Source organism: Leptospira kmetyi serovar Malaysia str. Bejo-Iso9 (genome assembly GCF_000243735.2).
GTDB lineage: Bacteria > Spirochaetota > Leptospiria > Leptospirales > Leptospiraceae > Leptospira > Leptospira kmetyi.
On the sequence record NZ_AHMP02000003.1, the window covers coordinates 3,395,098 to 3,418,787 of the forward strand.

At 44.6% G+C, this 23,690-nt stretch carries 21 protein-coding genes and 1 tRNA gene; 18 read left to right on the plus strand and 4 right to left on the minus strand.

Annotated features, from left to right (window positions below):
* Positions 1-89: 89 nt before the first annotated feature.
* From LEP1GSC052_RS18420 to LEP1GSC052_RS18480, 13 genes are all read left to right on the plus strand, one after another.
* Positions 90-1,196 carry a glycosyltransferase gene (locus LEP1GSC052_RS18420; RefSeq protein ID WP_040913192.1) on the plus strand — a complete coding sequence of 369 codons (1,107 nt, stop codon included), beginning with the start codon at positions 90-92 and terminating at the stop codon, positions 1,194-1,196.
* Positions 1,193-3,967, plus strand: coding sequence for a DNA polymerase I (gene polA, locus LEP1GSC052_RS18425; protein ID WP_010572788.1), 2,775 nt, complete (start codon positions 1,193-1,195; stop codon positions 3,965-3,967). The genes LEP1GSC052_RS18420 and polA overlap by 4 nt, the downstream gene beginning before the upstream one ends.
* A 154-nt stretch (positions 3,968-4,121) precedes the next feature.
* On the plus strand, positions 4,122-4,895 hold the full coding sequence (locus tag LEP1GSC052_RS18430; protein WP_010572787.1) for a DUF1554 domain-containing protein: 774 nt from the start codon (positions 4,122-4,124) through the stop codon (positions 4,893-4,895).
* 8 nt (positions 4,896-4,903) lie between these two features.
* Positions 4,904-5,224 (plus strand): Bor/Iss family lipoprotein, encoded by a 321-nt coding sequence (locus LEP1GSC052_RS20780; protein ID WP_010572786.1) that lies wholly within the window; start codon positions 4,904-4,906, stop codon positions 5,222-5,224.
* A complete protein-coding gene (locus LEP1GSC052_RS18440) occupies positions 5,215-6,126 on the plus strand; it encodes an OmpA family protein (protein WP_010572785.1) in 912 nt (303 codons plus the stop codon). The genes LEP1GSC052_RS20780 and LEP1GSC052_RS18440 overlap by 10 nt, the downstream gene beginning before the upstream one ends.
* Before the next feature lie 69 nt (positions 6,127-6,195).
* On the plus strand, positions 6,196-7,140 hold the full coding sequence (locus LEP1GSC052_RS18445) for an aldo/keto reductase (protein ID WP_010572784.1): 945 nt from the start codon (positions 6,196-6,198) through the stop codon (positions 7,138-7,140).
* A gap of 261 nt (positions 7,141-7,401) precedes the next feature.
* A complete protein-coding gene (locus tag LEP1GSC052_RS18450; RefSeq protein WP_010572783.1) occupies positions 7,402-9,396 on the plus strand; it encodes a methyl-accepting chemotaxis protein in 1,995 nt (664 codons plus the stop codon).
* A gap of 127 nt (positions 9,397-9,523) precedes the next feature.
* A complete protein-coding gene (locus tag LEP1GSC052_RS18455; RefSeq protein ID WP_010572782.1) occupies positions 9,524-10,696 on the plus strand; it encodes a LamG-like jellyroll fold domain-containing protein in 1,173 nt (390 codons plus the stop codon).
* Between the two features lie 20 nt (positions 10,697-10,716).
* A complete protein-coding gene (locus LEP1GSC052_RS18460; protein ID WP_010572781.1) occupies positions 10,717-11,568 on the plus strand; it encodes an alpha/beta fold hydrolase in 852 nt (283 codons plus the stop codon).
* 139 nt (positions 11,569-11,707) lie between these two features.
* On the plus strand, positions 11,708-12,505 hold the full coding sequence (locus LEP1GSC052_RS18465; protein ID WP_010572780.1) for a hypothetical protein: 798 nt from the start codon (positions 11,708-11,710) through the stop codon (positions 12,503-12,505).
* Between the two features lie 353 nt (positions 12,506-12,858).
* Positions 12,859-13,221 (plus strand): PilZ domain-containing protein, encoded by a 363-nt coding sequence (locus tag LEP1GSC052_RS18470; protein ID WP_010572779.1) that lies wholly within the window; start codon positions 12,859-12,861, stop codon positions 13,219-13,221.
* Positions 13,222-13,526: 305 nt separating this feature from the next.
* On the plus strand, positions 13,527-14,303 hold the full coding sequence (locus LEP1GSC052_RS18475) for a GNAT family N-acetyltransferase (protein WP_010572778.1): 777 nt from the start codon (positions 13,527-13,529) through the stop codon (positions 14,301-14,303).
* Positions 14,304-14,396: 93 nt separating this feature from the next.
* Entirely contained in the window at positions 14,397-15,488 is a 1,092-nt protein-coding gene (locus LEP1GSC052_RS18480; RefSeq protein ID WP_010572777.1) for a hypothetical protein, read from the plus strand.
* 358 nt (positions 15,489-15,846) lie between these two features.
* On the opposite strand, the gene LEP1GSC052_RS18490 is transcribed toward LEP1GSC052_RS18480, so the two are convergent.
* From LEP1GSC052_RS18490 to LEP1GSC052_RS18505, 4 genes are read right to left on the minus strand one after another with little or no spacing between them, the layout of a single operon-like run.
* Positions 15,847-16,542: a glycosyltransferase family 2 protein gene (locus LEP1GSC052_RS18490; protein WP_010572776.1), complete on the minus strand. Its 696-nt coding sequence runs from the start codon at positions 16,540-16,542 to the stop codon at positions 15,847-15,849.
* Between the two features lie 2 nt (positions 16,543-16,544).
* Positions 16,545-17,336 carry a hypothetical protein gene (locus tag LEP1GSC052_RS18495; protein ID WP_010572775.1) on the minus strand — a complete coding sequence of 264 codons (792 nt, stop codon included), beginning with the start codon at positions 17,334-17,336 and terminating at the stop codon, positions 16,545-16,547.
* Positions 17,337-17,348: 12 nt separating this feature from the next.
* Positions 17,349-18,443, minus strand: a complete 1,095-nt coding sequence (locus LEP1GSC052_RS18500; protein WP_010572774.1) for an LIC_10450 family protein — start codon at positions 18,441-18,443, stop codon at positions 17,349-17,351.
* A complete protein-coding gene (locus LEP1GSC052_RS18505; RefSeq protein WP_040913195.1) occupies positions 18,437-18,847 on the minus strand; it encodes a hypothetical protein in 411 nt (136 codons plus the stop codon). The genes LEP1GSC052_RS18500 and LEP1GSC052_RS18505 overlap by 7 nt, the downstream gene beginning before the upstream one ends.
* Positions 18,848-19,025: 178 nt before the next feature.
* Between LEP1GSC052_RS18505 and rpsT the strand changes: the two genes are divergently transcribed.
* The 5 genes from rpsT to LEP1GSC052_RS18530 all read left to right on the plus strand — a co-directional run bounded on the left by rpsT (position 19,026) and on the right by LEP1GSC052_RS18530 (position 23,687).
* Complete coding sequence (rpsT, locus tag LEP1GSC052_RS18510; RefSeq protein ID WP_020985732.1) at positions 19,026-19,295, plus strand: 30S ribosomal protein S20; 270 nt, start codon at positions 19,026-19,028, stop codon at positions 19,293-19,295.
* A gap of 17 nt (positions 19,296-19,312) precedes the next feature.
* Positions 19,313-19,385 (plus strand) — tRNA-Val (locus LEP1GSC052_RS18515).
* A 34-nt stretch (positions 19,386-19,419) separates the two neighbouring features.
* On the plus strand, positions 19,420-20,802 hold the full coding sequence (glmM, locus tag LEP1GSC052_RS18520; protein ID WP_010572771.1) for a phosphoglucosamine mutase: 1,383 nt from the start codon (positions 19,420-19,422) through the stop codon (positions 20,800-20,802).
* A gap of 2 nt (positions 20,803-20,804) precedes the next feature.
* Complete coding sequence (gene glmS / locus LEP1GSC052_RS18525) at positions 20,805-22,637, plus strand: glutamine--fructose-6-phosphate transaminase (isomerizing) (protein ID WP_010572770.1); 1,833 nt, start codon at positions 20,805-20,807, stop codon at positions 22,635-22,637.
* Positions 22,638-22,640: 3 nt separating this feature from the next.
* Positions 22,641-23,687: a GlmU family protein gene (locus LEP1GSC052_RS18530; RefSeq protein ID WP_010572769.1), complete on the plus strand. Its 1,047-nt coding sequence runs from the start codon at positions 22,641-22,643 to the stop codon at positions 23,685-23,687.
* The last annotated feature ends 3 nt before the right edge of the window (positions 23,688-23,690 follow it).

Sequence of the window (23,690 nt, forward strand, 5' to 3'; positions counted from 1 at the left end):
AAATAATTTTCGCTAAAACAGAATCATTCTGTCCAGTGATTTTTCAAGGATTCCTTGCAGAAATGGACAGGCAACTGGAAACTGAGCCGGTGATTTTGCATATAGATACAGAAACAGGATGGAGAGGGGGAGAAAGACAACTCCTGCTCCTGGCAGAGGGTCTGAAAAAGAGAAAGATTCCTCAACTCATCGTGGGCAAACCGGGTTCCGCCTTGGAAGGACGGTGTTCCGACCATGGACTTCCGTTTCAAGCCGTGGACATGAGGGGAGAATGGGACCTCGCATCCGTCAAAGCGATCCGCGCCTTGGTTCAGGAAAAAAAGATCAAATTGATTCATACGCATACGGCCAAGGCGCATACGCTTGCTTTGTTCGCGAAATCAAAACTTCCCGATACGAAACTCGTGGTTTCCCGACGAGTGGATTTCAGTATTAGAAAAAACTTATTTTCGATTTGGAAATATAAATCCAAACGAAACGATCTTTTCTTAACGGTTTCCAATAAGATCCGAGAAATTCTTCTCAGAGACGGAGTCGATCCCGCAAAAACCGTAACCGTTCACAGCGGAATCGATTTCTCCTTTGCAAAAAAACTTCCCGATCCCGCGCGTTATAAAAAAGAATTCTCGATTAAAAAAGATACGATCGTAATCGGAAATGTCGCCGCGCTTGTGGATCACAAGGATCAAAAAACGCTTTTGAACGCGATCGCAAAAATCGATTCTTCCCGAAACTTCAAGGTGTTTCTTGTCGGTGAAGGCGAACTCAGAAAAGAATTGGAAGATCTCGCAAACACATTAGGAATTTCTGATAAAGTTGTCTTTACGGGTTATAGAACCGACGTTCCGGACATTCTTTCCTTGTTCGATATTTTTACGCTGACTTCCAAGGAAGAAGGTCTTGGAACTTCCATTCTCGACGCAATGGCCGTCGGTCTTCCGATCGTCGCGACCAAGGGAGGAGGAATCGGAGAAATGCTTACGCACGAAAAAGGAGCCTTTCTCGCGGAAGTAGGTGATGCGGACGCGCTTGCAAAATATTATGAAACCTTAATGGATGATTTAAAACTTCGCAAAACGTTCGGAAGTTTCAACAAAGAATCCGTCAAAAGATTCTCCATCAAAAACACGATCCGTAAAACGGAACTCGCATACTATTCCTTTCTGGGTGAGGAACTTTTCGGAGAAAAAGAATGAAACGTCTCTTGATCATCGACGGGCACGCCTTCGTATTCCGAGCATACTACGCGTTCGGAGCTTCCAATCTTACCAATTCGAAAACCGGAAAGCCCAGCGGAGCCACATTCGGTTTTTTTAAAATGCTTTTTAAACTCCTTCAGGATTATACGCCGACTCACGTCGCGATGACGTTTGATCCGGGCGGACCTTTGGAGCGGGGAAAAACCTTTCAAGATTATAAGGCCAATCGCAAACCGATGCCCGAAGATCTTCGTCCTCAGATCAAGGAAGTGATGGAGACGCTTGAGAACATCGGCTTTAAGGTTTTGAAGATGGAAGGTCACGAAGCCGACGACATCATCGGAACCCTTTGCGAAAACTACAAAGCGACCGCCAAAGAAATTCTTATCTTTTCCGGCGATAAGGACTTGTATCAACTATTAGAAAAAAAGAATATAAAAATGCTCCGAGGCAAAAAAGGAGTCACCGAGTTCGTCGAAATCGATTCCAATTGGGTCAAGGAAGAATTGGGCGTGGACGTAAAACAGATTCCCGATTACATGGGAATCGTAGGCGATACTTCGGATAACATTCCCGGCGTAAAAGGAATCGGAGACAAGGGCGCGTCCAAACTTCTCCAGGAATACAAATCCTTGGACGGGGTTTATAAGAATATCGAAAAGATCAAAAATCCTTCGATGAAAACCAAACTCACCGAACAAAAGGAGAACGCATATCTTTCCAAAGAACTCGCAACGATTCGAAGAGATCTGAAATTAAAGATTACCGAAAAGGACATCGAAACTCCGGATTACAAATCCGATCAGGCCATTCTTTATTTTAAATCGCAAGGTTATAACGTTCTTTCCAGAGATCTGGCCAAGTCCGCGGGAAAAGAAGTTCCCAAGGATTCGGACGTCGCATCCGCCGATACGGCCGCGACCGCGGAAGGCGGTGAAAACAAATCCGTTCCCGCCGCGGAAAAAGGAACGTATCGTTTTATCACATCCGCAGAAGAACTTTCCAAAGTATGCAGAGGACTTTTGAAATCGAGGGTTCTTTCGGTTGATACGGAAACAACGTCGCCTAACCCCGCTATGGCGGAGATTTTGGGAATTTCGTTTTCCAATCAGGAAAAAACCGGTTTTTACGTTTCGATCAAAAACAACGCTTCCTTGTTTCAGGATAAGTCCCTGAGTCTCGAAGAGGTAAAGGAACATCTGGGTCCGGTTCTTGCGAGCGAGATTCCGAAGGTCGGCCAGAACATCAAATACGATCTAATCGTATTAGAAAATCATGGTTTTGTGTTAAACAATATTCAGTTCGATACGATGCTCGCTTCGTATGTGATTCGACCGGAAGGAAGACGTCATAACATGGACGATCTCGCCAAGGACCTTCTGAACTACGATACGATCACCTACGACGATCTCGTGGGAACCGGAAAGAAAAAGAAGGAACTCACCGATATCGATCCCGAACAAGTCGCGGAATACGCTGCAGAAGACGCGGACGTAACCTTCAGACTGTATCAAATTTTGAGAAAGTCGATTAAGGATTCCGGAGTCGAAAACATTCTCAAGGATATGGAAATGCCCTTGATTCCGGTTCTTGCAAAGATGGAAAAAACCGGAATCGCGTTGGACGTTCCATACTTCGAGGAATTGGCCCGCGACTTCGATCGCGAAATCCGTCATCTCGAAGGGGAAATCCACAAACAAGCCGGAGGACCGTTTAACATCGCTTCGACGAAGGAACTTCAAAAAATTCTTTTTGAAGATCTCCAGTTGAGAGTCGTAAAAAAAACGCAGACAGGTTATTCCACCGATCACGAAGTTCTCGAAGAACTTGCGGGGGAACATCCCATCATCGAAAAACTTTTGGATTACAGAAAATATACGAAACTCAAATCCACTTATGTCGACGCGCTTCCGAAGATGGTCAATCCGAAGACGGGAAGAATTCATACGAGTTACAATCAAACGATCGCCGCAACGGGAAGATTGTCTTCCACGGATCCGAACCTGCAGAACATTCCGATCCGCGATCGGGAAGGTCGTCTTTTGAGAAAAGGTTTTATCGTCGGATCGAGCGACTACGAGATTTTGAGTTTGGATTATTCTCAGATCGAACTTAGAATTATGGCGCACGTTTCCAAGGACCCGGCGATGCTCGACGCATACAATCACGGGATCGATATTCACAAACGAACCGCGGCGGCGTTGTACGGCGTTCCCGAAAAGGAAGTCACTCACGAAATGAGGGACAAGGCGAAAGTAGTTAACTTTTCCGTAATATACGGAGTCACTCCGTACGGGCTCAGTCGCAACCTGAGAATTTCGAGGGACGAAGCAAAGTCCTTCATCGAACGTTATATGACACAGTATCCGGGCGTAAAAACGTATATGGATTCCATGGTAGAGTTTGCGGAAAAGAACGGTTACGTTCAAACCTTAACCGGACGACGTCGTCCCGTAACTGACATCAACAGCACGCACAAATCCGCAAAAGAAGCCGCAAAAAGAATCGCGATCAACAGCCCGATTCAGGGAACCAGCGCGGACATGATCAAGATCGCGATGATTAAAATCCACGAGGACATCGAAAAGAAGGGCTATCAATCCAAGATGCTTTTGCAGGTTCACGACGAATTGGTCTTCGAGGTTCATAAAAAGGAAAAGGAAGAATTCAAGGCGTCCATGAAAAAGTTTATGGAAACCGCGATGCCTCTCGATCTTCCGATTCTTGTGGAAGGAAAATTCGGAGTCAACTGGGACGAGGCGCATTAAACGGCAAAGGTCGTCGCCGCTCACGTAATTCGGTTCGGATTTATAAAGAATCAAACCGAATTACAAAAAGCCATTTTATTGGTCGTTCATTCCCTAGAATCGAATCCGTACTGAGAATCTGTCTACTATTCCGGCCTGGAATTGTAGAACGAGTATGGGCGCTTACCTTTCATTTAACTCCAATAAGGCGAAATTTCCCGTTTGGGTTGCTTCGTTTATCATTTCGCATTTTCTCACGGTTTCCTGTACCATTTGGCCGGTTCTCACGGGACTTGCCATTCCTTCCAAGTCCTCGAACGGAAACGGGAACGAGTCGATCGAGTTACTTCTTCTTTTGCAACACGGAAACGGATCGGGCGGTTCCGGTTCGTCAACGGGTCCGGGTTCCTCCGGTCCTCCCGCGTCTTCTTGTGCGAACAACGGCGGATGTTCTATTTTTTTGTCCACGGCCACCACCGGAAATTTCGGAGGAGTTTCGGGCGCCGATGCAAAGTGTGTGACGGCCGCAACGGGGGCGTTAGCTCCGGGAAATCCGAGCGATTACAAAGCGCTCATTATGGCCGACGACGGAAGTAGAACGCTTACTACGAATTGGGTTCTTTGGCCCAATACGGTTTATAAAAGTTTCAGCAACGCCGGTCTGACGGTTGCTTCTACCAATGCGAGCGCGCAGTTTGTCTTTCCGGTCACAAACACCATTACATCCCCCGGTGGAAACGCGGTTTTTACCGGAATCGACGCGAGCGGCGCGACTTGGATTCCCAAATCCGGAGCCACTTGTACGATTTCGGGCGTTTCTTGGACAAGCGGTTCGATCACGGAATCCGGTCAGATTGGCGTAAGTAACAATACTGACAAAACGGTTCTCGACGGTACCACATCTTATCCTTGCAGCAACAATCTTGTAATCTACTGCGTGCAAAAATAGGAATGACAATGAATTATAAATATCTAAATTACCTGATTCTAATCTTATTTTCTTTTCAAGCGATCCTTTGTCAACACGCGAGGGTGGAGGTCGCGCCCACACTCAAACAAAAACGAAAGGCGGAAACCAATCGGGAAACCATTCTACTCAAACAGAATTATTATCTCATGGGATTGTTGCCTAGAAAATTGGAATATTCCGAATCCGAGTATTGCCCTCATCGGGGAATCAAGGAAGTCCATCAATATTCTTCGATCACGAATATCCTGGTGGAACAAATGACGATCGGAATTTATTCTCCCCGTTCTTTGGAGATCGTATGTCACTGATCCGCTTAAAAAGTTTTTTCTTAAACGATAGAATTAAGTTTTCATTCTACGGAATTCTCTTGTTTCTTTGTTTGATGTTCGTCGATTGTCATCAGACGAATATCATTCCTTCCCAATTTCCGAGAGACGGAGAATCTTTCAAAGGAGTCAGCTTCACTTCCAAAAGTTATGTGCTCGGATATTTCGAAGGAGGACACGATCGCGCCGAATGTCCCGAAGGAATCCGAAGTTTTAAAATCTTCAGAAGTATCACGGATTTTTTCGTTCATATTTTTGTCGGCGGGTTGTACGACACGAGAAGCGTCGAAATAGAATGTGTTCGCATTAAATTAAACTTTGATTCCATCGTTCGTTCCAAGGGTTTCGTATTAAGAGGAGTTTATTTTAATTCGAACTCGGATCGGATCAACGAAGAATCCTTCGAGATTCTGGACGAACTTTCCGAAATACTCCGGGCCAACCCGGGTTTGAAAATTTTGATCACGGGTCATACCGACTTGAATGGAGGAGAAAAACAGAATCGGATTCTTTCCCTCAAAAGAGCCAAGTCGACAAAGGAATATTTACTCGCGCAAGGAATCGATACTTCCCGAATGGAAATCCGCGGACTCGGATCCAGCAGACCGATCCAAAGAAGTTTGGATGAAAGCGCTTCGTTTCAAAACAGAAGAATCGAAATCAGCGCAACACGAAACGATGAAAACGAATCCGTTAAAAAACGAATCGAACCTGAAGATTCTCCGCCGGAAGAATATACCAGCACGATCATTCTTAGAAACGGAAGGAAGTTATACGGAAACATCACTAAACAAACCGAAAAGGACGTTTACGTGGAAAACAAAGACGGACTTCAGATTTTATCGAAGAGAAAAATCCGAAAAATCAAATACAATCATCGATAGAATCGGTTTTTTACTTTTTTATTCCGCGTTTTCGAAGTAGGTTTTCGAAAGAAAGGAAGAATCAAAAGTATGGATCTCTTGTCTCGTTCCGATTTTTTAAAACGAACAGCAGCGATCGGACTCGCCGCCGGTTTGATCCGATCTTCCTTCGAAAGTCTATTTGCCAAGGAGGGTGCGAAGATGTTGGAAAGAACGATTCAAAAAAGCGGAGAAAAAATTCCCGCGATCGGACTCGGTACTTGGCAAACCATGGATATATCCAAGGATTCTTCCGAACTGGAATCGCTACGAGAGGTTTGGAAAGAATTTATCGATCAAGGCGGAACGGTCGTGGATTCCTCGCCGATGTACGGAAGATCGGAGGAGATCGTTGGAATTCTCGCGTCCTCTCTTTCGGAAGAAAAACGGAAAAAAGTTTTTTACGCGACCAAGGTTTGGATTCGGGGAGAATCCGCCGGAAAAGCCCAGATCCAATCCTCTTTTGAAAAATTCAAAACGAACCGAATCGATCTATTCCAAATTCATAATTTAGTGGATACGAATACACATTTAAAAACTTTGCGCTTTCTTCAGGAAGGTCAAAAGATTCGATACTTGGGTTTGACTCATTACGTTTCTTCCGCTTTTCCCGAAATGGAAAAAATCGCAAAGACGGAGAATATGGACTTTATACAAATTCCGTATTCGATCGTGACGCGCGCCGCTGAGGAAAGAATTCTTCCCTTCGCACAGGAAAACGGAATCGGAGTTTTGATCAATCGTCCTTTTGAAGAAGGAGAACTTTTCAGAAGAGTCAAAGGGAAACCGTTGCCTGATTATTTTAAGGAATGGGATTGCGATTCTTTCGGCCAAACGTTTTTGAAATATATTCTTTCTCATCCTGCGGTCACTTGCGTAATTCCAGCCACTTCCAAAATTTCCCATCTCAGAGACAATCTCAAGGCCGGATTCGGAAAATTACCCTCCGGAAAAGATAGGGAAGAATTTAGAAAACGACTTTTACAAATTCTTTAAGCCGCTTCGAAACGAAATTCTTATGGAGTCTGCGGTGCTTTGTTTAGTATATTCAATAATTTGAATATAATGCCTCATATTCATTTCGGTTTAAATAACTAGTTCTTTCTGATTATTTTTATAGACAAGCTATATAAAATGGGGTATTTTATTGCTTTGGTTTTCTTAGATTTATAACTTAAGAAATCGATAATTATCGTTCCGTGTATTCAAAATGAGTTCTCTAAAAACATTGGTTTCATAACCGATCGGGAGTATTTCATGCGCCGCAGCAGTCTCAAGTTTATTTTATTGATTTCTGGAATTTCGATTTTGTTCGCTCTGACTTGTATCCTATCCGGCGCCGCGTATTTTTTCGGAAGAAAAAAGATCACGGAAAATTATATGAGCCAGATGAAGAGCGTGGTTTCCGTAGTCGGGTTGGAGTTCGATTCTTTTCTGAATTCTCACCTGAACGTCGCCTGGACGATTTCAAAAGATCCGCGTACGATGGAAACCTTAAGAACGGGCGCGCCGATCGCCGGAAGTTTTTATCAGGATCTCATGCAAAGATACGGAGTTTATGAGAATATCTTTATATGCCGATTGGACGTAGATTCTAAAATTCTCGCGGACGGAAGGGGAGGAGTCACACTCGGTTTTAAACTTTCCGAAGCCGGAATCGAAAAAAGTTTAAACGCGGCTAAGGAAGGAAAATTTTATTTGGCCGAAGCAAGAAAATCTCCCGTAACCGGATTGCCGGTCGCGCTTCTTTCGGTTCCGATTTTCGAAGGAAATCGACCGATCGGACTTGTGGGAGTCGCTCTTTCCTTCGATACGGTTTCGGAAAAGATCATCAAAGAAATCAAAATCGGAGAACAAGGTTACGTTTCCGCGATGGATCAGAACGGAATCATCATCGCACATCCGAAAAAAGAGATGATCTTAAACTTGGATATCAGGAAAGAATCGTACGGCGAAACCATGTTGGGTCTGAAAACCGGAGAAGTGATGGAGTTCACATTCAAAGGCGGGGACCGTTATGCGATGGTCTATAGACTCGACGAATGGAAACTTTCCATCGTAGCGATTCAGCCGAAGGCCGAAATCCGCGAATCTCTGGTCGGACTTTTGATTTTGATCGTATTGTCCGGCCTTGTAACCGCGTCGATCTCCGCGTATCTTTTATATCTTCTTTTGAAAAAACGACTCGGTCCTTTGGAGAACGCGAGCAAACTTTTCAAAACCATGGCCGAAGGGGATCTCACGTCGGACATCAAAGTGGTCTACGAGGACGAGATCGGTTCGATGAGTCGGGATATGAATTCTTTTATATTCAGTATTCGTAATTCTTTAAAGGACATTCAAAGGGTTTCCACCGAACTTGCCACTTCTTCGGAAGAGTTGACGGCTTCTTCGGATTCTTTCGCGTCCGGCGCACAAGCGACCGCGGCTTCGACGGAGGAAATGTCGGCCACCGTCGAGGAACTTTCTTCCGGTATGGACAGCATCTCCGCGGGAACCGATCGCCAGTATAAAAATATATTAGAATTTCATAATAATATAAGGACCCTTTCCTCGAGCGTACGAGAGATCGGATTGGAAATCAAACAAGCGCTGGATCTTACGCAGGGAATTTCCACACAGGCGGTCAAAGGGGAAGAATCCCTCGGTCAGATGAAGACGATGGTTCAAAACATCATCAAATCTTCCGGAGAAATGTCCGCGATCATCGGAATCATCAACGACATTTCGGATCAGACCTCGCTTCTCGCATTGAACGCGGCGATCGAAGCCGCCAGAGCGGGAGAGGCCGGTCGAGGATTTGCGGTTGTCGCGGAAGAAATTTCCAAGTTATCCGAAAAGACCGCTTCTTCCATCAAATCGATCAGTGAAATGATATTAAGAAACAATCACGAACTCGATTCGGGCGCAAACGGAATCGAATCGTCTTCCGAAGTCATTCACGGAATCATCAAAAGTACGGATATGGTTTCCAAGGCTATGGAAAAACTTTTCGGAATTACGAGCGCTCAGGAAGGGATCAATCAACAAGTCGCGGAACGCGCGGACAAGGTCGGGGAGGACGCGGAGTTCGTCAAACAAGCGATGGACGAGCAGAAACAGGCGTTCCATGAAATTACGCAAGTGATCATCCAGATCAACGATCATACGCTGGGAACCGCGTCGGGTGCGGAGGAGATTTCCGCGTCCGCAAAAAGTCTCGAACATTCTGCCGAAAACTTGAGAAAGATCGCGGATCGATTCATTCTTTAAATCGCTTTCAAAATTTCGAATTTTCGATCGGGATAGTGATTGTTTTTTTGAAATTTCTTTATAAGATCTGAGTTCCTCAAAGATTCCATTCCTACCCGAGAATGGAAAAGAGGAACCGGATTTGAAAATGAAATCGATTCTTCTCATCTTAACCTCGATCACGTTCTCGTCGTTGACGTTCTGTCAATACGATCCGGAATCTTCCTCTCTTCCCGAACTTTCGATCGCTTGGGCCAAACAAGGGACCACTTCGAATGCAAGCGTCGCAATCGGGCCGTCCGGGCCGATCGGGGTTTCCATCAATCAGGTTTCTCTTTCGAGCGGCGCGACATACGATTTTCAATCTGTGTTGAACGGATTTCGATCTCCTACCGCGACGATTACGATCACGAATTCTTCGGGCGGAGATTTTACGATTCCTACATCCAATTTTTTGAATATATCGGGAGCGAACGCTTCCGATTTTATAGTGACCGGTTCGCCTAACGGAACTATAACGAACGGAGCTTCGGCTACCGCTTCGATTTATTTCAACAGCTCTTCCGCAGGTTTAAGAACCGCGACCTTAAACGTTCAACCCGGAGGGAACATCGCATCCGTAAACGTAACGTTGCAGGGAACCGGCGTTTCCAACGTAGGAACGCTTTCTTTGTTTTCTCAGTTCGAGAGTATTGGCTTTAACGATTCTTCCGGAAACGGGAATAACGGATTTGTAACCGGCAACTTCGGAGGAACCTTCGTTCCGGGAATTGTAGGCAATGCGATTCGGCTCGGATACGGCGCAACGCCGGCCTTTGATTATATCGACATTCCCGATTCGGCCGCACAGAACTTTCATTTTGCGGGGACTCAACCGATCAGCGTTACCGCGTGGGTCAGTCCCGATACGTCCTCGATCGGAACCATATTCGATAAGTCGGAGAACAACGGACCGTTTTCGAATTTGATCTTTGACCTTATCGTAAGCAATACGTTGTTAGGCGTGCAATCCTGGCAAGAAGGAGCGTTTAGCGAAGGTTTTAGTTGGAACGGTTCGATCGTAGGTTGGCATCACGTCGCCTGCGTGTACGATCCTACTTTAGGAAATCCGAATACGACCTTGTATTACGACGGAGTCGCTGTTCAAACGGGATATATTTTTTCTTCCACGTTCGCGCCTCCCAATTCTCAGGCGGCGAACATCGGAAGATTTAGACGCGACGCGAGTCAATTGTACGTGGGTTTGATCGACGAACTTCGGGTGTATTATCCGGTTGCTTTATCTGCTTCTCAAATTCAAATCATCTATAATAGCCGGTAAACGGTTGAAACGGAGAATTTATGACATTAGAAGAATGGAAACGTTCCGGTTCCTTCGTATCGTACGGGGATTGGAAAATTTTTTATAAAGAAGAAGGAAATGGGGAGAATCTTCTATTGATCCACGGATTTCCCACCGCGTCCTTTGATTGGGAAAAAATTTGGAAACCTCTCGCACAAAAAAGAAGATTGATCGCGACCGATCTGATCGGATTCGGATTTTCCTCCAAACCTGCGATTGATTATTCGATCTTTTTACAAGCGGACATCATAGAAAAATTGTTAAGCGACAAGGGAATCGAAGAAGTGAAAATTCTCGCGCACGATCTCGGCGACACGGTGGCGCAGGAACTTCTCGCTCGTTTTATCGATCGAAAACAATCCGGACAAAAGGGTTTGAACATCAAGGCGGTGACTTTTCTCAACGGAGGAATTTTTCCCGAATCGCACAGACCCAGGTTCATTCAAAAACTTTTACACAGTCCGATCGGTTGGATTCTTTCGAGATTGATGAATCGCAAATCCTTTCAAAAAAGTTTTTCGGCTGTTTTCGGATCGAATACAAAACCGAGCCAAGAAGAACTCGACGTTTTTTGGGACTTGGTCGCTGGCGATAACGGAACCAAAATCGCGCACCGATTGATTCGATACATTCAAGAACGAAAGATCAATCGAGAACGTTGGGTAGGCGCCGTGCTCCATTCTCCCGTGCCGATCCGAATGATCAACGGCGTCGACGATCCGGTGAGCGGAGCTCATCTTGTTGCGCGTTTTCGAGAAATTTCTCCGTCCGCGGATATCGTGGAATTGAAAGGGATCGGACATTATCCTCAAGTGGAAGCGCCGGATTCCGTTTTTAAATCCGTTTTATAGAACGAAGAGTCGTATCGGATTCGATTTAGAATCGTTCTTCTGCTTCAGGGATTCTCCTTGAAAAAAAGGAGTACTAAAAGATCGTGATGGAATCGGGAAAAAAGAATTTTTTTTGTTTTGAAATTCTTGGATTCTTTTCATGGCTAAATCGAGTTACAACAATCCCAGATTTTTCGATTTCGTTTACGATGAATTTTTAGCCGCGGCCGTAGACGATTCGAGCGCTTCGTTTCAAGAAGGAGTTCTTTTTAATTCTTTAACGAGCGAAAATATTTTAGAACTTCTCGAGATCACTGGAATTCTTCCGGAGATCGAAAAGAAAGGTTATAAAAACGTTCAGCTTGAAATTTCCGGAATGGGTCAGGATTTTCAAAGACTCGCTTTGATTTCCGATAAGGAAATTCTTTTACATCTTCGTTTGAGCGTTCAAGAATACAGACTTGAAATCAACGATTACTTCTTTAAGGAAAAATATCTCATCATCAATTGGCTTCAGACACGTCATCCGAAATCGCCTTCGATGGATAAAAGCAGATTGTATCCGGGGCAGGACGTTCCCGGTTTGGGAATCTTTCATCAGATTTCGGACTTTATCGGTTTTTTGATTCTTTCTCTTCGATTGAACGGCGCGGTGATTCGTCCCGAGTATTTTCACGATGCGGTTTTGTTTTCCAAAAAATTTCATTTCTTAACTCCCGAGGCGCAGGCGTTGTTCATCGCGTTGAGAAGGGATTTTAAAAACGAATCGATTCGGGGAATTTCCACGTATCTTCATTCCGGTAAAATTCGGGATCACAAAACCGTTCTCGAATGGAAGGCCGTGGAGATGATTTTATTTTTGGAAAAAACCCTGAACGCGTTCGTATTCAATAAGAAGTTTGATAAGAAGGTCGGGAAAATTTTGGATTCGATGAAGTTAAACATCGTTGAATCGTAGGCTCGCAGTTTCTCATTTGCGGACTTCGAATGAATAGAATGATCAGATGGATTTCCCAACTTCGTGCGAACCAATGGGGTCGCTTTGCGGCATTTGTCAATCTCGCTTCCTATGGAGTTCGAGATTGGTCGGAACTACGGCAAATAAAATAATCCTTTCAGTCTAGTTTTGGTTCTTTATTGACGAAACGTTATGAATCAATTGAAAAACGTGCAACTCTGGCTCGCTTTTGATTTGAGAATGCAGACTTTTTTGTCGTTCTTGAATACAATATTTCACTTTTATAAAAAGCTATAAAAAGAACTTGTATTTCAATTCTGTTGATTTCAAAATCTGACTTCGTCGAATTTTACATGAAAACGGGCGTCACAATGGATCACAGAAAGTTTCCGAGAGTTCTTCCTGCAACAAACGAAATCATCGAAATTCAACTTATGGGTCTTAACTTCATCGATATTCTGAACGCAAAAGACATCAGCATCGGCGGCGTCGCCGTGGAAGTTCCTCACCTTTTTGAAGGTTGCGATCTCAATTCTCCGGTTCAAATGATTCTTACTTTGCCTGGTCGGAACCCCATCAAACTTTCCGGAAAAATCAAACGCAAGGTCGCGGCTCCCGAGGCTTCTTTGTTCGGAGTGGAATTCGGCGCTTTAGATCCGAAAGCGAAGTATCTTATCGAGACTTACATCCAATCTCGTATGCAGATGGCCTCCTAAGTTATAGAGAGCCCATTTTCTGCATTCTTTCCAAGATTGAAAAACGCTTCGGAAAACGTTTCGTTTTTTTCTTTAATTTCCAAGGTTCCGAAATAAATTCATTCTTCGTAATCTTTTGGGATCGGTTTTTGTCGTTTTAAAAAGAGTCGGTTTTTAAACGTTTTTGAAAGAATTCTTCCCTTTTTCTCAAAATTCTAAACCGAACTTTTTCGAGGTTCGAGTCACCGGAATTTATTTTCTGTGTAATCTGAACGTAACGAGAACGAATATGATGGGGGACAATTTAAAACCGAAGGATAACCGCTATGGGCACAGGTTTAGAGAACAAGGTTAAAACAGAAAGAAAACTGGAAGTTCGTATCGCACAGAACCAGTTGGAAATAGAGCGCACTCTCGCACTTCGATACGAGGTTTTCAATCTTGAATTGGGGGAAGGTCTTCCTCAATCCGCGGCGACTCGTAAAGACAGAGACGAATACGATCTCTTCTGCGATCATCTCATCGTTATCGATAAAAACCGCGAAGACAAGATCGTGGGAACGTATAGAATTCTCCGCAGATCCGTCGCAAAACAAAATCTGGGTTTTTACTCGGACAACGAATTCAACATCACTAAAATCTACGAACTCGACGCGGAAACCGCGGAGATCGGAAGAAGCTGTGTTCATCCCGAATACAGAGACGGTTCGGTGATCTCCATGCTTTGGGCCGGACTCGGAATGTATATGCAGAAGAATAACGTTAGATACCTTTTCGGTTGCGGTTCGATTCATCACACCGACGCACAATCCGCGAACGAAGTTTACGCTTATTTAAAAGAGAAAAAGGTTCTCGCCGGAAAAGAATTCGACGTAACTCCTCTTGCTGGATTCGAAGTTCCCGGTTTCGATCCGAACTACGTAATCGACGATATGAAAGTGGTTCAAAAAAGAATTCCGGCTTTGATCAAAGGTTATATCCGCGCAGGTTCTCAGATCTGTGGAATCCCCGCTTTGGATAGCGTCTTTAAAACCATCGATTTCTTCATCCTCTTCGACCTCCGTGACATAGAATCCAAATACGAAAAACGTTTTCTGGATTAAAACCCCCTCTGCACCGCACCGGAACCCCCTTGACGGGAGTTCCGGCGTTTTATTATTATCTTTTTAAGCGTTCGCTTAGAGATATCTTTTCCGATGAAACAAAATGAAATAGATTTCCAGCATCCTAGTACTCAGGATCAGATCCGATTTTATTCCTTGGTGGCGGTCGCTGGCATTTTGATGGTTGTCGCTTATCAATTAGGATCTCCTTCGTATTATCTCGGATGGTTCGCGTTTTTTATCAGCGCGTTTTCCGTCGCCGGAAACGACGCCGTTCAAACGGTGGGAACGTTTATTGAAAGCAAACGAACCGTTCATTGGATTCCGAAACTTGTCGTTTTAGGCGGAACCGTAGTTCTTATCTTTTTGGGCGCCTGGGTTTTTAACGATTCGCAGGTTCACTTCGGACGTTTGGAAAGTTTTCCGGAAGTCCGGCAATTCAATCTCATACAACTTTTAGCGCCTTTGATTTTGGTCGTAATTACGCGGTTGAAGTCGCCGATCTCCACCACGTTTTTGATCTTGGGTCTTTTCGGAGGAAGTAATATCGAAAAGATGCTCACGAAATCCTTCTTCGGTTACGGGATCGCTTTCGGTGTCGCCATTCTCGTTTGGGGAATTCTCGTAAAAATCGATCCGAAAGAATACACCGAAGACCACGTTCCCGATCCGAGAAGCGAAAAACGTTGGGCCTTGTTTCAATGGTTGTCTACGATTTATCTTTGGATCGCTTGGTTGCGTCAAGACGCGGCCAATATCGTCATTTATCTTCCGAGACAACTTTCCATCTTAGAATTCGCTCTTGCGATTTCGATGCTCGTCGTCGCGCTTGGAATTATTCTTTACACGAACGGCGGAACGATTCAGGAAATCGTAACCGAAAAATCGGACATTCAATGGTCTAAAGCCGCGACGATCGTCGACTTGGTTTACGGAACGATTTTGATCGTGTTCCACGAATGGAGTAAGATGCCCATGTCCACGACTTGGGTTTTTTTGGGAATGCTCGCCGGAAGAGAAATCATTTTGAACTTTATGACGTTCCGAGATTTACCGTATCTCGAAACGTTTCGAAAGGTGGGAAAGGACGTTCTACTCGCGTCGATGGGAATCGCGATCAGCGTTTTTATTTTTATTCTCGCTTCTCAGATTTATCCGGAAACTTCCGCAGGGTTTTTAAAGTAGGGTTCGGGATCTGGGTTTGAAATTTAGAATATTTTAATTTTTGAATATTCTAAAAACGGAAGAATGAAAAAAGATTTTGCGTTCCGGTGAAACCTTTTTTGTTTTGTCAACAAAGGTTTTTAAGTTGTTCCGACAAACGATCCGGATTGAAAAAATCGAGAATACGAAGTTGCTGTTCCGCAGAGAAAAATCAGTCTGAAATCAACTTAAAACCGTTCCAATGTAGGAACTACTACACAAATTCCAATCTCTACAAAAGGTCGTTCGAAATCCGAAACGATCCAAAAAGCGGAATTTTGTGGGAACTCCCACATTTCAAGACTGGATCGATGAAATCTTCGCTGTTTCGAATCGATTCTCAGTTAAAAAGATTGTATCTCAAGATGCAGTAAATCGCGCGGAAACCGTCTTTCCAACCGATCTTTTTTCCTTCCGCATACGTTCTTCCGTAATAGGAAATACCGACTTCGAAAATTCTTACGTCCGGAATTTTTGCGACCTTTGCGGTGATCTCGGGTTCGAAACCGAAACGATTTTCTTTGATGTCGATGGATTGGATGATTTCTCTTCGGAACGCCTTATAACAAGTTTCCATATCCGTTAAGTTGATATTGGTGAACATGTTGGAAAGAGTGGTAAGAACCATATTCCCGAGACGATGCCAATAATAAACGACTCTGTGCGGACCGCCGCCTAAGAATCTGCTTCCGAAAACCACGTCCGCCTTACCCTTGTAAATCGGATCGATCACGTCCGGAATTTCAAACGGATCGTATTCGAGATCCGCGTCTTGAACGATTACGATGTCTCCGGTCGCCGCTTTAAAGCCGGTTCTGAGAGCCGCGCCCTTACCTTGATTGACTTCGTGAAAGATGATTTGATCCGCGAGTTTTTTCAGAGCGGGAGTTTGTAAAAGATCTCTGGTTCCATCTTTGGAACAATCGTCCACGAGAATGATTTCCTTGTTTTTGATCGGAACCTTCTTCACCGTTTCGAGAATGTTGCGGATCGTATTTTTTTCGTTATAACAAGGAATGACGATGGAAACTTTCATATTTACCCCAGACCGGTGATCTCAGCCATCCGGAAATCCCGGATAATCGTTTCAGCTCGTACTATTATTTTTTCAAGAGCAATCCCGAAAACCAAATTCTGATACGATTCCGCGGCTCTCGGAAATTCTTTCTCGTCGATTTTCACGGAAAGAGTTTGGGAAACCCTGTTTTTTTCCATACATTCCCGAATGGAAGTGATGATTCCCTTGAGAGAGATGCAGACTTCCTTTAAAATATTTTGACCGTCTTTTTCCATCGCGCTTTGATTTCCGTTCGCGTCGAGAAGCGCTTTGACGTGTTCGTTGATTCGAATCGAAGGCATTCCTCTTCTGCTGATTCCCATTCTTTCGATGATGGGAATCGTATCTTTGAAGATGGAAAATTCCGGAGTTCCTTTGAAGATATAAATCAAAGCGGGGAGTTCGCATTCCGCAAAGGAAAGAATCGCTCCGTAAAAATAACGGATCTCGGGTTTTGCCAAAGGATGAAAATCGATTCTCTGGTATTTTTTAAGTCTCGCTTCCTGTTCTTCGAGAATCTTATTGATCGTATCGCCCTTGGCCGCCTGTTTTTTATCTTCCAGTTCTTTGTGTTTGGCTTTGAGGGTTTCTATAAATTGAATTTCGTCTTTGAGAAATTGAGCGAGGCTTCCCTTTTGTTGAAGGACCATCGTCAATCTGGACTCGAATGCCTTGAGGTCGAAAACCTTCGGATTCTTTTTGGAGTTTTCCGTATATTCCGCCCTGAGTTTATCGAGAACGGCTTTGATTTCTGAGCTTTGTAAGGGTTCCATAGGAGATATCTCCTATTCAGTATCGACCCATCTTTCCAAGGAGATAAGCAAAGAAGATACGTCTTCGGAACAATACAAGAGCGCGGTTCTGGAATCCCGGAACATCTGCTGTTGGTTGTACGGAAGTTGTTTGATATGATTGTCGTTTTTCGTGTTGAGAACGTTCAACGTATTCAAAACCATCTTCTTCAGTTTTTGAATCAAACCAAGCATCATCTCCTGCATTTCCCAAAGAGTCACCAATTTGAGTTTTTCGCTGTCCAAATTTTTGGACTGGAGAATCTGCTTTCTCGAAGATTCGTATTTTGCCGTATAATAGTTTACCGATCTCGGATACGTCGTAAGTTCCTTGTGGTAGTTGAGAATCTTATCCAGCTTTTGAAAGAATTCGATATCGAATTCCCGGTTTAAATTTCCGATGATGTTTTTGTTTTCCGAAGGATCTCCGGTGATTTCGAAAATTTTGGAGTTCTGAAGATTGTTCAGAACGGAATGAATTCTTTCTTTGATCTTCGTAAGTTCGGCGATTCTTTTTTCGATCAAGTTGCCGTCGCTCATGGACGAAACTGAACCGTATTCCATTTTCAAAGAATCGCCCGTATCTCTGCGGACGGGAACGGAATGTTCCATGATATTCAGGTCCATTCTCCCCAAATCCAAATTGGAACTATCCTTGGATTTATGATGATCCCAAGCCGGTTCTTGAAAGATGTTTTTTTGAACCGCGGCTTCGTTTACGTTTTGGGAAAAATCCGCATTCGGCTTCGGAATTTTCACGGAAGTCTGTTGTTGCGTTTTTGCGATGATTTCCTGAAGGGAAATCTTTTTAACGGGAGGAGGAGTTGCAGGACGAGAAGGATTTGGATTCGCATTTTGTGGAACCCTGCGCGGAGCCGGATGAGAAACGTGTTTGTGTTTTTGAGCTTCATTCGGAGATTCTAATGTGATTCTAACGAGCTCCGCTCTGCGAGTGGTTCGGTTGAATCGAAGCGCGAAACGGTTTCCCTGTTTATCGATGAACTTCTGATTGAGTTGATCCAAAGAAAGAGCGTTTGGATCGACGGAAGAGATGGAATCGACTACGATGTATTCGGATCGTTTTAACATGCAAAACCTTCGGGAAGAATCCCATTTACGGACGAAGAAGAATCAAAACTAAGCGCACGATGTTCGTCGAAAAGAAAAGAATTCGATTCGTGAAAAGGGCGAATATAAAAATCCAAGTAAACGTTTTGCAGAATTTCTTCCATGAGAGAGTAGAGCGAACGGGAACTATGGAAGCAGTACGTGAAGATCTGTAAATAAGAAGTTTCCTGAATTATAAACGAGGTGGAAACTTTTTCCCTTTCCATCGACAAAAAACATCTCCCTGAGTTTTCGAAGTCCTGCAAAAGAAGAATTCCCAATTCCGCAAGTTCCGAAAGATTCACTTCTTCTACTTGAAGACGGGAAAAAAAGTCCCGATCCAATGGAATAGTCAGAAAAATATTTCCAAAACGGTTTCGTATCATTTTTTATCCTCCGTTTGGAGCGGTTCCGGGACAAAGCGCGGCGGAATTTGCGGAGTTTTTTGCGGCTTTTAATTTTCAAAGAAATGACGTTTCCAACACGGAATTTTCCAAGAATTCATTTGACAGGGGGTAGGGTACAGAAAACCTGGAAACACTTATTCGATAGGAAGTGTAAGCCTTGGCTAATATCAAGTCTTCAGAAAAGGACATTCGAAGAACAAAACGCAGAAATGCGGCCAATTCTCAGAATAGATCCAGGCTCAGAACTCAAGCTAAAAAAGTTCTGAAAGCCATCAAAGAAAAAGACCAAAAAGCGGCGTCTGCTCTCTTTGTAGAGTACACCTCTCTTTTGGACAAAGCTGCTAAAACAAACCTGATCCATTCTAAAAACGCTGATAGAAAAAAAAGTAGAATGGCAAAACGCCTCAACGCGGTATCCGCAGCCTAAAAAAACGGAATTATAGAGGGCGATTAGCTCAGCTGGTAGAGCGCCTGCCTTACAAGCAGGATGTCGGCAGTTCGATCCTGTCATCGCCCACACCCTTTCTTCCGAAAAAACCCCCTAAAACTCCATGAATACAAAAAACCCCGTATTCAATCATCCTGACTTGATGGTTTCGGTATCCGGGATTCGAGGAATTATTCCTACAGGACTTTCTCCTGAAGTTATTTTTGACGCTCTGCGTGCATTCGGCACCTGGATCGAAGGATCCAAAATCGTAATCGGACGAGATTCTCGTCCATCCGGTCCTTATATAGAAAACATCGCCCTCGGTTTGATGCAGGCGATGGGAAAAGACGTTTTACAACTCGGAATCGTTCCGACCCCTACGGTCAAAGCCGTGGTCAATCTTTCCAAAGCGGGGGGCGGAATTATGATCAGCGCCTCGCACAACCCGATCATCTGGAACGCATTCAAATTTGTCGGCCCCGGCGGATTCTTTACCGGAGCGGCGGATTTGGAACAAATTCTGGATACGGTTCGAAATCAATCTTATCGGCCCATTCAATACAAACCCGTTTCCAAGATCGTTTCCGGGAAAGAATGGTGTGAAAAACACATCGAGTCCGTTCTCAAACGAGTGAACGTAAACGCAATTCGAAAGAAAAAATACAAGGTGCTCGTGGACGCGGTCAACGGAGCCGGAAGCACGTTAGTTCCCGAGCTTTTGGAAAGACTCGGTTGTAAGCCGATTTTACTCCATTGTAGTCCCGACGGAACGTTTCCAAGACCGCCCGAACCGACTCCGGAAGCGCTCAAACAAACCTCACGCAAAATGAAATCATCCGGCGCGGATATCGGATTCGCTTTGGATCCGGACGCGGACCGACTTGTGGTTCTTACTCCGAAGAAGGGCGCGATTTCGGAAGAATATACTCTTCCTCTCAGTTTTCTTTCTTTGAGCCTGGAAAAAACGCCTAAAAAGGCCAATATGGTCGTAAATCTTTCCACGAGTTTTATCAACGAGTTCGTGGCCGGAAAATACGGGGTTCCCGTTTCCCGTTCCAAAGTCGGAGAAGCGAATGTGGTTTCCGAAATGCTCCGACAAAAATCCATCTTCGGCGGAGAAGGAAACGGCGGCGTAATCGATCCTACGATCGCTTCTTTTGGAAGAGATTCTCTTTCGGGAATCGCGCATATCCTAAACGTGATGGCCGCAACCGGAAAGAAGATCGATTCGATCCTCGAAGAACTTCCGGCGATCCACATGCAGAAAACGAGCTTTAAAATCGCCGGAAAAAATCTCCAAGATATCTACTCAAAGTTTCGGGGAGAATTTTCTTCCTATTCCGAGGAGACTTTAGACGGTCTTAGACTGGCTTCCGAAGATTCTTGGATTCACATTCGTCCTTCTAACACGGAACCCATCATTCGAGTCATAGGTGAGGCGAGGACTAAAAAAGACCTCAATTCTCTGCTGGACCGCGCGGGAAGGCTTATGGAGAATGCCTGAATATGTGTGGAATTGTCGGTTATGCCGGTAGTAAGAATGCGGAATCGGTACTTGTAGTAGGTTTAATCTGCCTCGAATACAGAGGTTATGATTCTGCGGGGATCGCAGTCCTCGATCAAGGCGATATTCTCGTCAGAAAAGCAAAAGGAAAGATCAAGGATCTAGAAGCCCATCTCCGGGAATTTCCGGCTCCGGGTAACGTAGGGATCGGTCACACGCGTTGGGCGACTCACGGAGAACCGAATCAAATCAACGCTCACCCTCACACCGATACGAATTCTACCGTCGCGGTTGTGCATAACGGAATCATCGAAAATTATCTCGAACTCAAAAACGAACTGAAGAAAAAGGGCCACGTATTTCAGAGTTTGACGGACACGGAAGTTCTTCCACACCTTCTTGAAGAAAGTAAGAAGAGCGGAAAGTCCAACAAGGACGCGTTCCTAGAACTGTTCGGAAGAATCCACGGAAAGTGGGCGGTTTCCACCGTATTCGAAACCGAACCCGATCGTGTTTATTTCGCGCAAGACGGCGCTCCTCTTTTGATCGGTAAAGGAAAGGGAGAATTCTTCCTCGCTTCCGATATTTCTCCTCTTACCAGAAACTGCGAAGAAGTGTATTACGTAAACTCCGGAGAATGGGGTTACTTTTCTCAAAACGAATTCAAACTTTTTAATTTTGAAGGAAAGGAAATCACTCCCGTTTTCAAAAAACAGGAACTTCGTTGGGAAGACCTGGACAAGGGCGGTTATCCTCATTACATGATCAAGGAAATCCACGAACAAGCGGGGATCTTCCGTAAAATCATCCAAGAAAGAATATTAGAAAACGGTGATATCGTTTTCCCGGAGATCAAACTCAACAAGGACGTTCTTTCCAGAGTCAATCGTATCATCATCCAAGCCGCGGGAACCAGTTATTACGCGGGAATGATCGGGAAACACTATCTCGAAAATTTCGCGAAGATTCAAACGGATACGGAAGCTTCTTCCGAATTCCGTTATAGAAACCCGGTCGTAGAAGGCGATACGCTCATTATGGGAATTTCCCAATCGGGCGAAACGGCTGACACGTTAGCTTCCATTCACGAAGCGAAAGCGAAGTTCATCAAAGTCGTTTCTCTTGTGAACAACGTAAATTCCACGATCGCAAGAGAATCCGATTCTTATATCAGAACCGATGCGGGACCGGAAATCGGAGTCGCGAGTACAAAGGCGTTTACCGCTCAGGTTTTGAATCTTCTTTTATTCTCCATTTATATGGCGAACCTCAAATGGCTCATCAGCGACGAAGAGAAAAAAACTCTCATCGAAGAGATCCGTCTTCTTCCCGCGAAGATCGATCGGATTCTCGCTCAGGCGAGCAAGATCGAAGAGATGTCTTCTCACTTTACGAACGCGAAGGATTTTATCTTCTTAGGAAGAACTTACAATCATCCGGTCGCAATGGAAGGCGCGTTGAAGTTGAAGGAAATTTCCTACATTCACGCTTCCGGTTATGCCGGTGGAGAATTCAAACACGGACCGATCGCTCTGATCACGAACGAAGTTCCGGTCGTTTGTATCGCTCCTAAATCCGAAATTTATACGAAGATGGTTTCCAACATTCAGGAAATCAAAGCAAGAAAAGGAATCATCATTTCGATCGTAACCGAAGGAGATCACGAAGCGAAATCGCTTTCGGATTATTCTTTCGAGATCCCGGAATGTTCCGAGATTTTGAGTCCGATCCTAAACGTGATTCCTCTACAGCTTCTCGCATATTACTCCGCGATTTCGAGAGGTTGTCCTCCGGATCAACCGAGAAACCTCGCCAAGTCCGTTACCGTAGAGTAGGCCATGTCGAAGATTCAGAGAATTCTCATCGACGAAAGAGAGGTTCCGGCGGGTTTAAGATCCCTAACGAGAATCCGATCTTTTTCCGAGATTCGAAACGGAATTCTCAATTCGCTCCAAAGAACGAAGGAGCTGTATCCGGACGCAAAGATATTCTATGCGCATTCGAATCCGGCGTTTCAACAGGCGTTCTTGGAAAGAAATCCGAAACTTTCCGCATACGACGAAAAGGACGTGGATCTCGTTTTATCTCCGGAATCCTGTCTTCCTTGGAACCTGATCGACGGAACGGCGAAGAACATCGAGGCCGATCTCGAACTCAGCAGAGACGTTCAGAAATGGATTCGAAAACTGAAAGTGAAATCGAATCACTTTCACGTGGTCGGAAAATCGAAACATCTTCACGTTCATCCTTCCGCAAAAGTTTATCCGGGAGTCGTTTTCGATACGACCAACGGACCGATCGTCGTCGACAAAGACGCGAAGATCACATCTTTCACTTTTATAGAAGGTCCGGTTTATATAGGACCGAATTCCCATATCGACAACGCGAGAATTACCGGCGCAACAAGCATCGGTTCGACTTGTAGAATCGGCGGAGAAGTTGGAACCTGTTTGATCGGAGACTTTACGAACAAACATCACGAAGGATTTTTAGGACATTCCATTCTCGGGAGTTGGGTGAACATAGGCGCGCTTGCGACCACGTCCGACTTAAAGAACAACTACGGTGTCGTAAAAATCAGGGAAGAACAAGACGAATGTATCACCGGTTCCATCAAGTTCGGCTCCGTGATCGCGGACTATTGTAAGATCGCGATCGGAGTTATGCTGAACACGGGAACCGTGGTCGACTTCGGGTCAAACGTCGTCGCTTCCAGAATCGGCGGATACGTTTCTCCATTTACCTGGGCGGAATCGGGACAACCTTATATTCTCGATCTGTTTTTAAGGGACGCTCGCAAAATTATGGCGAGAAGAAACAGAGAACTCACGTTATCCGAAACCGAACTGATCCGCATTCTATACGAATCAAAAGTAAAAAAATAAAAA